Raw genomic sequence first — 13,188 nt, 5'->3', positions numbered from 1 at the left:
TTTCTAGTACTTTAATACCTGTCTTACAGCATCAGCAACTACTTCAACCTTAGGTCCATAAATCACCTGTATATGCGTTTCACTCGGTCTAATAATACCTAGTGAGCCTGTTTTCTTCAGGAGATTATCATCCGTCTTACTCATATCTTTGACATCTACACGCAGTCTCGAAATACAGTTATTAACCGCAACAATATTCTCAAAACCACCTAATCCTTCAATCACATGAGAAGCAACATTCGGCATCTTTTCATCAGCTGTAATCTCACCTTCATCATCGCTATCATCTTCTGCGGCAACATCAATAGATATTTGTTTCTTCAAAAGATACCATTTAAATACCGAATAATAGATCACTGCATAAACAGCACCGACAATGACAACCCAATACCAGTGTGAACCAGGCTGGAAGACACCCCAGATAAAGAAGTCAATCAATCCACCACCAGTATTACCAATAATAACATGTAATAGACTCATCAACATAAATGAAATACCACCCATAACAGCATGGAAGACAAATAATACTGGAGCAACAAACATAAACGCAAACTCAATAGGTTCTGTAATACCGGATACAAACGAAGCAGCCACACCAGCAATCATTAAAGCCTTGACCTTAGGCTTCTTTTTTTCAGGTGATGTTCTATAGATGGCAAGAGCAGCAGCAGGTAAACCAAACATCATGAATGGCATTTTCCCTTGACCAAGGAATCTTGTATAAGGTTCGAGTGCTTTTAAAGGCACTTTATCAACATTCTGTAAGAAAATATTCAAGCATCCTTCAACACCATTAAATGTACCACCAAGTGATGTTGTACGGAATAAACCATTTAAAACATGATGAAGACCTGTAGGAATCAATAATCTTTCTAAGAATCCAAACAAGAAGACACCAAAGGATCCACTTGCATTAATCAATTTACCAATCGTATCAATACCCATTGAAAGAGGATTCCATACAAATGGCATGACAATGCCAAGAAGAGCACATCCCAATGTCACTACTAATGCGACAAATCTCTTACCACCGTAGAATGCCACAGCAGCAGGAAAGACGACTTTGTGGTATTTATTATGGAGATATGCAGTAAGACATCCGACCAAAATACCTGCTACAGCACCCATATCCACTGTCTCAACACCTAAGATTGGTGAAATCTTCATGGCTGAGAAATTAATAACCTTCGTTGAAATCACTAAAGAACTCGCAACAAGGAATGTATAGTAACCAATAAAACCTGCAAAAGCAGCAACTTCCTTATCTTCCTTAGCTAATCCCATCGCAATGGAAATCGCAAATAATACTGGCAAAAGTGTAAAGACAACACCGGACACTTTATTCAGCATCATAATAATGAATCCAATGACACCTGTGCCAAGCCATGGCAACGCAGTCACAACTTGAGGATTCATTAATGCAGAAGATAACCCAAGAACAATGCCGCATGCTGCTAAAGCAGCAATTGGCATCATAAGACTTCTACCTAAGGCTGAGAAGAAGTCCATAATTCTATTTTTCTTCATACAAACTCTCCCTTTTTTCGACTATTTTAATTCAGGCCATTGACCTTTGTTGGCTTCTACAAGCGCATCTAAAAGTTCACGTGCTTTCTTCGCATCATTAATTAATCTATTAAGTGTAAAGGCTTCTAAGGCTTTCTGGTATGAATGTTCATAATATGCATCGACAATCAACTTTTCACATGATACCTGCTGAGCAAGCAAGCCATAATAGAACTGTGGAATTGTCCCTACACGCATTGGACGAGGGCCATTAATACCTAATTCTGCAACAACTTCAACCATCGCGTCATTCTGTAAGTTTGCGATAGCACCATCATTCTTAACGATGACAATAAATCTCTGGTTTGTATTGAAAGCAATTGCTTCAGCAACCTTGATCATCATTTCTGCATGAGCATCTGAGATGGCATGGAAACGATCACCAACCTTACCTTCTTTAATAACAGCTGCTGCTTCTTCAAATACTCTCTTTTCACGGCCATCAATAACTTCATCAGCACGTGTATATTCTGGATTTAAATGCGAACATTTATATTCTGGATAGAGATAATAGCCATCATATGTATTAGGAATATAGTCTGGGAAATCTTCCATCATTGTCTGGACAAATCCATAAGTATCTAACCAGCTCTGATCACGCTGTTCAGCATCCTGAGGCAAGAAGCCCTTTTCATGTACTGTCTTACGAATAAGTGGTAATAAATCTTCACCTGTTTTCTTGTCATAGATGTGTGTGAACCAACCATAGTGATTCAATCCAAAGTATACAGGATCTAAAGTGTTCCAATCAACATTAAGAAGTCTTGAAACAGAACGAATAATATTTTCTGGCTGATCACAGATATTCAGTATTCTTTGATCATCAGGGAATTCTCTACGTAATGCTTCAGCAACAATTGCAGCTGGATTAGAATAGTTGAGGATCCAGGCATTTGGAGAATATTCTCTAATCTGATGAACAGCTTCAATCATGTCAACACATGAACGTAAGCCATAAGCCATACCGCCAGCACCAACAGTTTCCTGACCAATTTTTCCCATACTTAATGGGATGTGTTCGTCTTTTCTACGCATTGGCAAGCCGCCTGCTCTCATCTGCATGAAGATGAAATCCATTTCTGGATAAGCTTCTGCTGGGTCAGTTGTATATGAGAAATCTAATTCAGGGAATCTTTCTTTAAATAAAATCTTTCCATATTCACCAATTGGTCTTTGACGATCACCATCAATATCAAATAATACCAACTTCTTAATTGGGAATTCTGCCTTTAATCTCACAAATGACTTTAAAAAACCAAGAGTATAAGTGCTTCCACCACCAACAATACAAACATTAAACTTTTCCATAATTCTTCTCCTCCTATTGAGATCTATTAACCGGTTTGTTTATCTCTTTAACTTACATTTAAGATTATAACCGCTTTCATTTATATGTAAATATTTCTCAATGTGATTGGCATTCGTTCCTAATTTAGATATTGATACCATTTGTTGGAATTTTTTACATTGGAGAGTACAAGAAATAGATCTATCAATTGTTGGAGATTATGATATAAAAAAAGATACCTGGGGAAAAGGTACCTTCAAGGGGAATAGGAGAGAACTATGATGTTATTTCTCTCGACATCCTATATGTTATTGAATGAATATGAACTGTGTATTAACGATGTTTGATTTTCTTGAATTTAAAAGGTTTATCAAGGACTTCATGACAATGACGGCATCTTGGTTCATAAGCTTCCTTAGCGCCCACCAAGACAATCGGGTCATCAAAGCTAGCAGGCTTGCCATTGACAATACGCTGTGTTCTTGTCGCAGGAGCACCACACTTAGCACATACTGCTGTCAACTTAGTGACAAATTCAGCACGTGTAAGCAAGTCTGGCAAAACGCCAAATGGTTCACCACGGAAATCTTTATCCAATCCCGCAACCATCACACGTAAACCACTATCCGCTAAATATTCACAAACATCCACAATATCCTGATCAAAGAATTGCACTTCATCAATCGCTACAACATCCGTATCAGGTTTGATATTTTCTAAGATATCTGTTGCCTTACTAACAACAACACATGGCACATGTGCTCCCGCATGGGACACAATTTCTGTTTCAGAATAGCGATTATCTATTTTAGGTTTGAAAACAATAATTTTCTTTTTAGCGAATGTAAGAACATTGATTCTACGAATAAGTTCCTCCGTCTTACCGGCAAACATACAGCCACAAATCACTTCAAGCCAGCCTTCACTATATTGATTATACATTCCATAAATCTCCCTTCAGCTTTACCATTATACATGAACTTTCTGAAAATTAACAACAAACTCATGGAAAAGAACGGACATCTCTATCCGTTCTTTTCCAATATCATTTATCATCTTAAATCTCTTATACTCTCACCCGTTTCAGGAACTTGTTCAGTTGTATAGTCCGAGAAACGTGAATATTGCTTTTCAAAGACTACAGGGATGTCAGCTGTAGCACCATTACGGTGCTTTGCGACAACAATTTCTGTTAAGCCATTTGTTTCTGCTTCTTTCTCTTTGTTTTGATAGTCTTCACGATGCAAGAAAGCAACAATATCAGCATCCTGTTCGATGGCACCAGATTCACGTAAGTCCGAAAGCATCGGTTTACCTTTACGCTGTTCAACAGCACGTGAGAGCTGTGACAAAGCTATAACAGGACATTCCAGTTCTCTCGCCATAGCCTTCAAGCTTCTTGAAATATCGGATACTTCTTGTTGTCGGCTTTCTTTAGAGTTGTTAGGGCCGGAAATGAGCTGTAAGTAATCGATGATGACAAGCTTTAAGCCAACATCCTGTTTAAGACGTCGACATTTAGCTGCAATCTCACCGACTTTAATACCCGGTGTATCATCAATATAGAGATTATCATGCATGACTTTATCGGCTGCGGCATAATATTTATTTGGATTCTCCTTAAGAATAGAACCTGTCTTAAGGGCATCGTTGTTGATGGATCCAGCGCAACAGATCAATCTTGTAACGAGCTGTTCAGCAGGCATTTCCAGTGAAAATACAGCAACAGCCTCTTTAGAATAATAGGATGAATTATTGGCGACATTGAGGGCAAAGGCAGTTTTTCCGACCGAAGGACGGGCTGCTAAGATGACCAAGTCTCCCTTTTGGAATCCTGATGTTAATTTATCGAGATCACGATAACCTGTCTTAACACCTGAGACAACACCACCATTCTTCTGTAAGATATTGAGACGCTTTGTGACATTATCGACAACTTCATCAATATTCTTAAATTCACCCGCATTACGATCTCTTGTCACCGCCAAGAAATCTCTCTCAACATCATTAATAAAATCATTCATATTACCAATATCATCATAGCTCTTGGTAATGATATCGGTTGATTCTTTTATAAGACGTCTCAATAATGCTTTATCATTGAGGATTTTTAGATAATATTGCGTATGGGCAGTTGTTGGAACGGACTGGGAAAGGGTTAATAAGTAATTCACCCCGCCAATACGATCAAGCTCCTTTTTGTCCATCAGGTATGTTGTTAGCGTTGTGACATCAACAGGCTGACGTTCTTCCTGTAAGGCTTTCATAGCCGCAAAGATGACCTTATGGCTATCGTAGAAGAAATCATCGGGAATAGCGATATTGATAACTTCGGAACAAGCATCCTTGTCAATCAGCATCGCCCCAAGTAAAGCCTGTTCAGCTTGTTGGTCATGGGGTAATTCTCTTTCCATAAATTCTCCTATTTCGCAATCAATTCAACAGTAATCTTACCAATAACACCTTTAAATAATTCAACATCTACTTCTGTCTTACCAAAAGCAGCAATTGGATGTGGATTAATAATCTTTCTCTTATCCACTCTAATATCATATTTTTCTCTTAATTCCTTAACAATCTGTTTTGTAGAAACATAAGAAGTAGAAAGACCATCCTTTCCTACTGCCGCATTAAACTTTAAAACAATCGTCTTAAGTCTTTCTGCAGTCGCTTCTGCTTCTTCCTTTAATACTTCCTGATCAGCTGCTTCCTGAGCTTTTAAACGATCAAGATTACGACGTTCTCCTGCTGTCGCAAGAACTGCTTTATGATTCTTAATGAGGAAGTTCTGGCCATAACCATCTGCCACTTCCACAATCTCATTCTTTTTCCCTACTTTTCTTACATCTTCCAATAAAATAACTTTCATATTAAACATCTCCTCTTTCATTAAAATAAGCATCAATCGCATTATGAAGCATTTCAATTGCTTCATCAATGGACTTATCAGCAATCTGACAGGCCGCCATCGTAAAATGACCACCCCCACCTAGCTTTTCCATAATCATCTGCACATTAATATCACGACTAGAACGTCCGGAAATTGCCACCGTATTCTTATTCAAACGACCAACAGTAAAGGTTGCAAGAACATCCTGAACACTCAAGAGCTGGTTACTTGCCTTGGCAAGTGCTGATGACTGATGTTCTTCATTGTCTTCACCATGGGCAATAAGAATATGATCACGATATCGTACTGCTGTCTTTGTGATATCAAGGATTTCCTTTGTCTTTTCAAAAGAATCTTCCAATAATTCATAGGCCTGTACAACATTCGCATTCAGCTCTTTCAAGCGTGCTGCCGACTGGAATGTACGCACACCAACACGCTGCTTGAAGTAGTTTGTATCAACCAACATACCCGCATACATGATTGTCGCATCCATTTCATTAAATTTCACATCAACATTCTGATATCCACATAATTCAACAATCAGTTCTACTGTTGATGAAGCAGATGGTTCTAGGTAAGTAAGAATAGGCATCTCAATGAAGTCTTCACCACGACGATGGTGATCAATGACAACCTTATTCTTTACCACATCCAATAAACCAGAAGCTATTGACAATGATGATTTATGATGATCAACAAGAACTAATAAACTATCTTTATTCACCATCTCCAATGCTTCATTATATGTACAAATCAAATCTTCATAACGATCATCTTCACGCATCTTTGAAGCAACATAACGTGTTTTCTCTTCAAGAGAATTAAAATCAATAACAATCTTCACTTTCTTATCAAAAGCCTCAACAAGTCTTGCCATTGCAAGCGATCCACCTAATGAATCAAGATCCGAGAACTTATGTCCCATGACAAAGACATTGCTGGAACGTTTAATAACGCCAGATAAGCTTGTCGCAATAACGCGGGCACGGACCTTGGATGACTTCTCATAAGTATCTGTTGTCCCACCAAAGAAACGAATATTATCCTTCCCACTCTTAATAACAACCTGGTCACCACCACGGCTGTAGGTCAGACGCAAAGCTGCTGTCGCATTCTCTTCAAGTTCTCTTAAAACTCTTGTTCCTCTACCAATACCAATAGAGAGCGTAATGACTTCATCTAATTCCATACTTTTTTTCTTGAATTCATCAAGAATAGAGAATTTATCTTCAACAAGCTTCTTATAAATACGTTCATTAAAGAAAGCCATATAACCACCCGACTTAAAACGTCTAATGATCATGCCATTCTCATAAGCCCAATCAACAATCACTTTACGGCTTGTCGATTGTATTTGTGCAGCCTTAGATTCATCAGCATTCTCCAATGTTTCATCAAAGTTATCAATGGTAATATAGGCCATACAGATCTGCCCATCATCATAATCCTGTTCCAATGAATAATACTGAGTGATATCTTTTAAGAAGATCATCCGTGTCTCTTCCGAGTTATAACATTCAAACTTCTTACCTTTGACATCAATAATACGAATATCATCACTTTCAAATAAACCAGCTAATGTCGGTTGCCAGTCTAGTAATTTTAGCCCAATAATCTTTAATCCCATGGCTGATAAGAGATCTGAGATCCAGGTAATATTACGACTCTCATCATACTGAATAATACCTACACCACCAAAGATCAAAGCATTATTACTATCTTCATTTAAGGCTTCAGCAACACTTACAGCATTCCCATTCAATACCGATCCTAAATAAAAAAGTAATGCTATGAGAATACCATTACGTATTGTGACATAGAGGGAAAAGGGCAACATATTAATCATTTTAAGAATGCCATATAATCCATAAAAGACAATGATTTCTAAAAACAACAACGCAATAATAACATTACGTACTAATGCGACCTTCTTCGTCATCTTACATCCCTCCTTCTTTGACCTTCCTATTATACATGATTTTCTCTTTTAAATCACTGATTATGTCAATGATTCCCACAAGCAATAATGCCATATTAATAGGTGGAATAAACAACAAGATAATACTGATTCCTGCTAGTTTAGGATTCTTTTCCAACAAATAGAAACTCACCACACTCATCCCATCAACTATAATAATCACCATCGCAATCACGTCAAGATAACGTAAGACAACATGATTATAGCGGGCTAAAAGTGCCTGACAGACAAGATAGACAACTAAAACAATATAGCCAACAATACGATTAAGCTGGAAATAAGCGATATGGAAGAAAGCTGGGAACTGAATTTTATTTTTGACAACGCGCATTAAAACTACCTGCGTCAACAAGATCACAACATAACTCTCCAAGACACTCATAAAAAGAATGGCAAGAGGAATGAGGCTTGTGAAGGCAGTGACGGATAGTCTTTGTTTGAACGCTGGGACTTGTTTGACTATTATGTCATACATTTGGACCATCTCTTTATGCATGGATATGCCTAAAACTCCAGCAAAGACTTCATAGATCAATATATTAATGACAAAGGATACTATAAAGCTCGCAAAAAGCATAACCCCGCCACTCTTCTTACGCTTCAAGCACTCCCCAATGACAATTCCAAAGCCACATGTCTCTAAGGCAATAAGACTAAACATCAGCTGTCCCTGCAAGAAGACAATAAAGAGTGACACAAGAGCTACAAGAAGACTCTCTCTTAAACGGCTATGATAGCTATAATAGACAAAAGGAACAACCATAAAATAGCCAATCAATGTATCAAACATTGTCCCACTCATTGTATTAAGAATACTCATGACACCAAACATAGCTGCAATCATGGCACCCTGTACTAATTTATTCGTTTTCATAAACATCTCTCCATTTATACCTCTCTCAGTTTACACTCTTATCAAGAAAACGAAAAGACTGAACACCTCTCATTTCTACAACATATAGCTAATAAGGAAGTTCTCTCAATAATATCAAGAATACTCTAACAGTACATGAGAATTATTCTTCATATAGCTACTGGAAAATGGATTGACAATAAACAAAGAGGACATTACTCATCATGCCCTCTTTTAATATGTTATGTAGTTGTCTACATATCAAAGACAAATCCGGTCATTGCCATCGATCCTAAGTTGGCAACATTGTTGAAGACTTGTGGGACTTCATTTTGTGTTGCGCCTAGGATATAGAAGAGTGGCATAAAGTGATCCGGTGTTGGTACGGCATAGGATGCATCAGGATGTGTTGTGAAGTTCAGTACGGCTTCATCATCACGCTGAGTGACCTTTTCAACAATATAATGATTAAATCGATCTGTCATAACAGAGCCATGAGGATTATCCCATTCAACACGCATCAAGTTATGAACAACATTGCCACTCGCAAAAATCAGATAACCTTCATCTCTTAGCTTTGCAAGCTTCTTGCCAATCTCATAAGCCTTACGAGGCGTAAAATATCTATTTACAGATAATTGTACAACCGGAATACTTGCATCAGGGAACATATGAACAAGAACAGACCAAGTTCCATGATCAATACCCCAGTCATCATTTACCTTTACTTCAGGTCCTAAAGTCTTAAGAACATCATTTGTCAGTTCCTGACTTCCTTTAACAGGATATTTGAGTTCATAGAGTTCTTTTGGAAAGCCATACATGTCATAGACTTGTTGTGGGGGACTAGCAGACTGTATCGCTGTTTCACCAATATACCAATGTGCTGAAATAGCGAGAATAGCTTTAGGCTTACCATACTTCTTTATAACTTCAGTCCCTACTTGATGCATGCCTTGAGTGATTTCATTGTTTTCTAGGGCAACCATTGGACTACCATGTCCTGAAAATATAACTGGCATTCTCATATTATTATTCCTCCTCATCCTATAATACTGTAAGCGTTCCTTTATGAAGGAGCTGTGCACGTTTACCACGTTCATTATCATCAGGCCATGTCATAAAGGCATACACTTTACCTTCTTTAAAATTCGCAATCTGAGAAACAACTAAACCTGATTCTTCAATCCAGTTCACCATATACTCATCATCCCCTAATTCATAAGAAACATAGGGCTCATATTCTACTTCTGGGGCACCTTTTGCACGTTTTGCCAAGGCTGTCCACTTTAATTCCTTCTCCGACAAATATTCAATCACAAAATGATAACCTGTTTCATAATTGACATCAATTCTTTTACCTTGATATTTTTCAAATATACTCATTGTCTTACCTCCATTAGTATTTTTTTCATACTCACTATATTTTCTTGAATTTCTTCTCCTACATCATATAATAGAAACAAAGAAAAACAAGTAGGATTATTTTATAAAGTTAGTATCAAATACTTGAGTAATGGAGGATCTTATGAAAAAAGAACAATGTGAAAAAGCTAATCAGTTTGGGAAATGTCCCTTTGTGACATCTCAACAGCTCATTAAAGGAAAGTGGGCAATACTCATTCTACATGAATTATCTGAGGGACCAGTACGCTTTAAGGAGCTACAAAGACATATTGATATCACTCAGGCTACACTCTCTGCCCAATTGAAATATTTAGAACAAGAAGGATTAATAAAGCGTCAAGTCTATCCTGAAATACCACCTAGAGTAGAATATTCATTGACAGATATTGGTTATTCTTTTACTCCTGTGCTTAATGAAATAGAGAAGTGGGGCATGAAATATATTGATTATTTGGAGGAGAAAAATAAAGAGAAAAGTGTAAGCGCAAACAGTTAAAAAGTACACATTCTGTTCATATAACTCACCTATATTATCCTCGTCAACAAAGAGTTGACGACATAAATTTTCCCTTTTGAAATATTTCGACAAAATAATTTCGACAAACAAGAAGAAGTCTACCCCTCCCAAGTTAAGACTTCTTTTTGTTTTGTATCCATGTCATTACTCCTGTTCAAAAGTCTTCAGTATAGCTAAATACTCAAACATGAACTTCTCATAATAAATACAATCTTTCCCCTAAATTCCTACCAAGTTAAACTTATGTACATATTGTGTTCATAAAGCAATCTTATATTAGTCATGTCAGTAGAGAACTGACACCATAAATACTTTCCCAATTAGTATTTCCAAAACATTCTTTACACGAAAGAGAAGCCTTTTTCCTCCCAAGAAAGACTTCTTTTTCGTTTCTATTGAACTAACGCTTTCTTAACACAAATTACTTCAAGAAACCATATTGTACACATTGTGTTCATAAATCAAGCTTATATTAGTCTTGTCAGTAGAGAACTGACACCATAAATACTTTCCCAAAAGTACTTAAAAATTTCCCTTTGAAAATATTTCGACAAAACATTTTCGACAATGAAGAAGAAGTCCTTTTCCTCCCAAGAAGAACTTCTTTTTTCTTTGTCTTTTTCTTATGTTTATTTTAGAATAGAGGCAATACAAAGGAGAATTCTATGAAAACAAAAGCATTGAAAGCAGCTTTTCCTTATACAATACCTATATTTGCGGGATTTTGGTTTCTCGCATTAGCTTATGGTATTTTGATGAATAAGAATGGGTTCTCATTTATTTATCCATTCTTTATGAGTTTGCTTATATTTGGAGGATCATTAGAATTTATTGCCGTAGCCCTCTTAATGTCACCTTTTGCCCCTGTTGCCGCTTTGACTATGTCGTTACTTATTCAGGCAAGACATTTGTTTTATGGTATTGCGATGTTGGATAAGTATAAGGATATGGGTTGGAAGAAGTTTTATTTGATTTTTGGAATGTGTGATGAAACATTTTCTATTAATTATACTGCTGATATTCCTGAAGATGTGGATCGAGGCTGGTTTATGTTTTTTGTGACATTGTTGAATCATTTGTACTGGGTATCTGGTGCAACAATTGGTGGGCTGATTGGGCCCTATCTCCACTTTAATACCAAGGGTCTTGATTTTGTCATGACAGCGATGTTTGTGACAATCTTTATGAATCAATGGATGAAAGAAAAGAAGAAATATACAGGACTTATTGGCATTATCGCTACAGGCTTGTGTTTGATTCTATTAGGCAAGAATCATTTCATGATTCCTGCTATGATGACCATCATCATACTACTTACACTCTTTAAAAAGCCCATCAGTACAGCCTATACAGAAAGCGAGGAAAATGCACAATGAGTCCAATGACAATCCCCCAACAAATCATCACAATTGCTTTATGTATTCTTGGTACAATGATAACAAGATATTTGCCTTTTCTCATCTTCTCAGATAAGAAGCCAACCCCACAATATATTCTCTATCTTGGCAAAGCATTGCCTTGTGCCATCTTTGGCATGTTAGTGGTTTATTGTTTAAAAGATGTATCCATTCTTTCAGGAACACATGGTCTTCCTGAATTGATAGCCATTCTTGTTACAATAGCTCTTCATCTTTGGAAAAAACAGATGTTGTTGTCAATTGCTGGTGGGACAATGAGTTATATGCTACTTATTCAATTATTCTTCTAAAAAACAATTAAAGTTATTTATATAAATAGAGGTGTTATTATTATGAAACAATATATTGTTGATGCTTTTACAAATAAGGTATTTGCAGGAAATCAAGCTGCTGTATGTATTCTTGACGTGTGGCCTGATGACAAGTTAATGCAAAGCATTGCCAAAGAAAACAATTTTTCAGAAACAGCCTTTGTAGTAAAAGAAGGAAATGCATATCATTTACGATGGTTTACACCAGGAGGAGAAATAGACTTCTGTGGTCATGCGACACTAGGTACATCCTATGTCATTCTCAATTATTATGGGAAAGATCAACAAGAAGTATCCTTCAACACACAGGTTGGAAAAGTAACTGTAAAACGTAAAGATGCCCTCTATGAGATGGATTTTCCTGCATACACTCTTAACAAGGTTGAAGTTACAGATCAAATGGAAGAAGCTCTTGGCATACGTCCAATAGAAGCCTATATTGATCGAGATTTATTGCTTGTATTACCAGATGCAGCTTCAGTAAGAAACCTAAAACCTAACCAAAACAAAATAAAAAATCTCGAAGGACTGCTTGTTGCAGTAACAGCACCAGCTGATCAAGAAGGCTTTGATTGTATCAGTCGTATATTTGCACCTAAATTAGGTGTTCCTGAAGATCCAGTTACTGGTAGTACGCATTGCATGATTACGCCTTATTGGTTTCATCGATTAAGCAAGCAAGAACTCATATGTTTTCAAGCATCAGAAAGAAGTGGTATTCTCTCTACAAAGCTTTGTGGAGATAGAGTGAAAGTTGCAGGTCAAGCAGTACTCTTTTCAAAAGGAACAATTCTTGAGGACTAATTATGAAATGAGATAACTATATGCTTAATAAAAAAAGGACATGATTACAAGTAATCATGTCCACTCAGGAGAGCCCATTTTCAATGGCCTCTCCTTTTTCTTTCCATCCGGCATCCCTGGTAGTAAAATATTTGAAGAGGTGATCTTACATGG

Annotated in this window: 13 protein-coding genes; 4 read left to right on the top strand and 9 right to left on the bottom strand. The window is 37.0% G+C overall.

Going from position 1 to position 13,188, the window contains the following annotated elements; translation table 11 throughout:
* Window positions 1–3: 3 nt before the first annotated feature.
* The 9 genes from FYJ79_RS04120 to FYJ79_RS04080 all read right to left on the bottom strand — a co-directional run bounded on the left by FYJ79_RS04120 (window position 4) and on the right by FYJ79_RS04080 (window position 9,964).
* Window positions 4–1,527, bottom strand: a complete 1,524-nt coding sequence (locus tag FYJ79_RS04120; RefSeq protein ID WP_154514747.1) for a PTS transporter subunit EIIC — start codon at window positions 1,525–1,527, stop codon at window positions 4–6.
* A 21-nt stretch (window positions 1,528–1,548) separates the two neighbouring features.
* Entirely contained in the window at window positions 1,549–2,874 is a 1,326-nt protein-coding gene (locus FYJ79_RS04115) for a 6-phospho-alpha-glucosidase (RefSeq protein ID WP_154514745.1), read from the bottom strand.
* Window positions 2,875–3,187: 313 nt separating this feature from the next.
* Window positions 3,188–3,796 (bottom strand): thymidine kinase, encoded by a 609-nt coding sequence (locus FYJ79_RS04110; protein ID WP_154514743.1) that lies wholly within the window; start codon window positions 3,794–3,796, stop codon window positions 3,188–3,190.
* Window positions 3,797–3,906: 110 nt separating this feature from the next.
* Window positions 3,907–5,268 carry a replicative DNA helicase gene (dnaB, locus tag FYJ79_RS04105; protein WP_154514741.1) on the bottom strand — a complete coding sequence of 454 codons (1,362 nt, stop codon included), beginning with the start codon at window positions 5,266–5,268 and terminating at the stop codon, window positions 3,907–3,909.
* An 8-nt stretch (window positions 5,269–5,276) separates the two neighbouring features.
* Complete coding sequence (gene rplI, locus FYJ79_RS04100) at window positions 5,277–5,723, bottom strand: 50S ribosomal protein L9 (protein ID WP_154514739.1); 447 nt, start codon at window positions 5,721–5,723, stop codon at window positions 5,277–5,279.
* 1 nt (window position 5,724) lies between these two features.
* On the bottom strand, window positions 5,725–7,686 hold the full coding sequence (locus FYJ79_RS04095) for a GGDEF domain-containing protein (protein WP_154514737.1): 1,962 nt from the start codon (window positions 7,684–7,686) through the stop codon (window positions 5,725–5,727).
* A 1-nt stretch (window position 7,687) separates the two neighbouring features.
* Entirely contained in the window at window positions 7,688–8,599 is a 912-nt protein-coding gene (locus tag FYJ79_RS04090) for a DUF2232 domain-containing protein (protein WP_195837012.1), read from the bottom strand.
* Between the two features lie 233 nt (window positions 8,600–8,832).
* On the bottom strand, window positions 8,833–9,606 hold the full coding sequence (gene ygiD, locus FYJ79_RS04085) for a 4,5-DOPA-extradiol-dioxygenase (protein ID WP_154514733.1): 774 nt from the start codon (window positions 9,604–9,606) through the stop codon (window positions 8,833–8,835).
* A gap of 19 nt (window positions 9,607–9,625) precedes the next feature.
* Window positions 9,626–9,964, bottom strand: coding sequence for a MoaF-related domain-containing protein (locus tag FYJ79_RS04080; protein ID WP_154514731.1), 339 nt, complete (start codon window positions 9,962–9,964; stop codon window positions 9,626–9,628).
* 142 nt (window positions 9,965–10,106) lie between these two features.
* On the opposite strand from FYJ79_RS04080, the gene FYJ79_RS04075 reads away from it, so the two are divergent.
* The 4 genes from FYJ79_RS04075 to FYJ79_RS04060 all read left to right on the top strand — a co-directional run bounded on the left by FYJ79_RS04075 (window position 10,107) and on the right by FYJ79_RS04060 (window position 13,035).
* A complete protein-coding gene (locus tag FYJ79_RS04075) occupies window positions 10,107–10,481 on the top strand; it encodes a winged helix-turn-helix transcriptional regulator (protein ID WP_154514729.1) in 375 nt (124 codons plus the stop codon).
* A 686-nt stretch (window positions 10,482–11,167) separates the two neighbouring features.
* Complete coding sequence (locus tag FYJ79_RS04070) at window positions 11,168–11,878, top strand: AzlC family ABC transporter permease (protein ID WP_154514727.1); 711 nt, start codon at window positions 11,168–11,170, stop codon at window positions 11,876–11,878.
* Window positions 11,875–12,210 (top strand): branched-chain amino acid transporter permease, encoded by a 336-nt coding sequence (locus tag FYJ79_RS04065; RefSeq protein WP_154514725.1) that lies wholly within the window; start codon window positions 11,875–11,877, stop codon window positions 12,208–12,210. Before FYJ79_RS04070 ends, FYJ79_RS04065 begins: the two co-directional genes overlap by 4 nt.
* Window positions 12,211–12,252: 42 nt before the next feature.
* On the top strand, window positions 12,253–13,035 hold the full coding sequence (locus tag FYJ79_RS04060) for a PhzF family phenazine biosynthesis protein (RefSeq protein ID WP_154514723.1): 783 nt from the start codon (window positions 12,253–12,255) through the stop codon (window positions 13,033–13,035).
* Window positions 13,036–13,188: the final 153 nt, after the last annotated feature.

The sequence above is a fragment of the Sharpea porci genome (genome assembly GCF_009695655.1).
Taxonomy (GTDB): domain Bacteria; phylum Bacillota_I; class Bacilli_A; order Erysipelotrichales; family Coprobacillaceae; genus Sharpea; species Sharpea porci.
The sequence above is the reverse complement of the archived record's forward strand: the minus strand, read 5'-3'. Positions and strand labels throughout refer to the sequence as shown.

Coding starts and splice junctions, on each gene's coding strand:
- FYJ79_RS04120 (WP_154514747.1), bottom strand. CDS start 1,527: ATGAAGAAAAATAGAATTATGGACTTCTTCTCAGCCTTAGGTAGAAGT.
- FYJ79_RS04115 (WP_154514745.1), bottom strand. CDS start 2,874: ATGGAAAAGTTTAATGTTTGTATTGTTGGTGGTGGAAGCACTTATACT.
- FYJ79_RS04110 (WP_154514743.1), bottom strand. CDS start 3,796: ATGTATAATCAATATAGTGAAGGCTGGCTTGAAGTGATTTGTGGCTGT.
- dnaB (WP_154514741.1), bottom strand. CDS start 5,268: ATGGAAAGAGAATTACCCCATGACCAACAAGCTGAACAGGCTTTACTT.
- rplI (WP_154514739.1), bottom strand. CDS start 5,723: ATGAAAGTTATTTTATTGGAAGATGTAAGAAAAGTAGGGAAAAAGAAT.
- FYJ79_RS04095 (WP_154514737.1), bottom strand. CDS start 7,686: ATGACGAAGAAGGTCGCATTAGTACGTAATGTTATTATTGCGTTGTTG.
- FYJ79_RS04090 (WP_195837012.1), bottom strand. CDS start 8,599: ATGAAAACGAATAAATTAGTACAGGGTGCCATGATTGCAGCTATGTTT.
- ygiD (WP_154514733.1), bottom strand. CDS start 9,606: ATGAGAATGCCAGTTATATTTTCAGGACATGGTAGTCCAATGGTTGCC.
- FYJ79_RS04080 (WP_154514731.1), bottom strand. CDS start 9,964: ATGAGTATATTTGAAAAATATCAAGGTAAAAGAATTGATGTCAATTAT.
- FYJ79_RS04075 (WP_154514729.1), top strand. CDS start 10,107: ATGAAAAAAGAACAATGTGAAAAAGCTAATCAGTTTGGGAAATGTCCC.
- FYJ79_RS04070 (WP_154514727.1), top strand. CDS start 11,168: ATGAAAACAAAAGCATTGAAAGCAGCTTTTCCTTATACAATACCTATA.
- FYJ79_RS04065 (WP_154514725.1), top strand. CDS start 11,875: ATGAGTCCAATGACAATCCCCCAACAAATCATCACAATTGCTTTATGT.
- FYJ79_RS04060 (WP_154514723.1), top strand. CDS start 12,253: ATGAAACAATATATTGTTGATGCTTTTACAAATAAGGTATTTGCAGGA.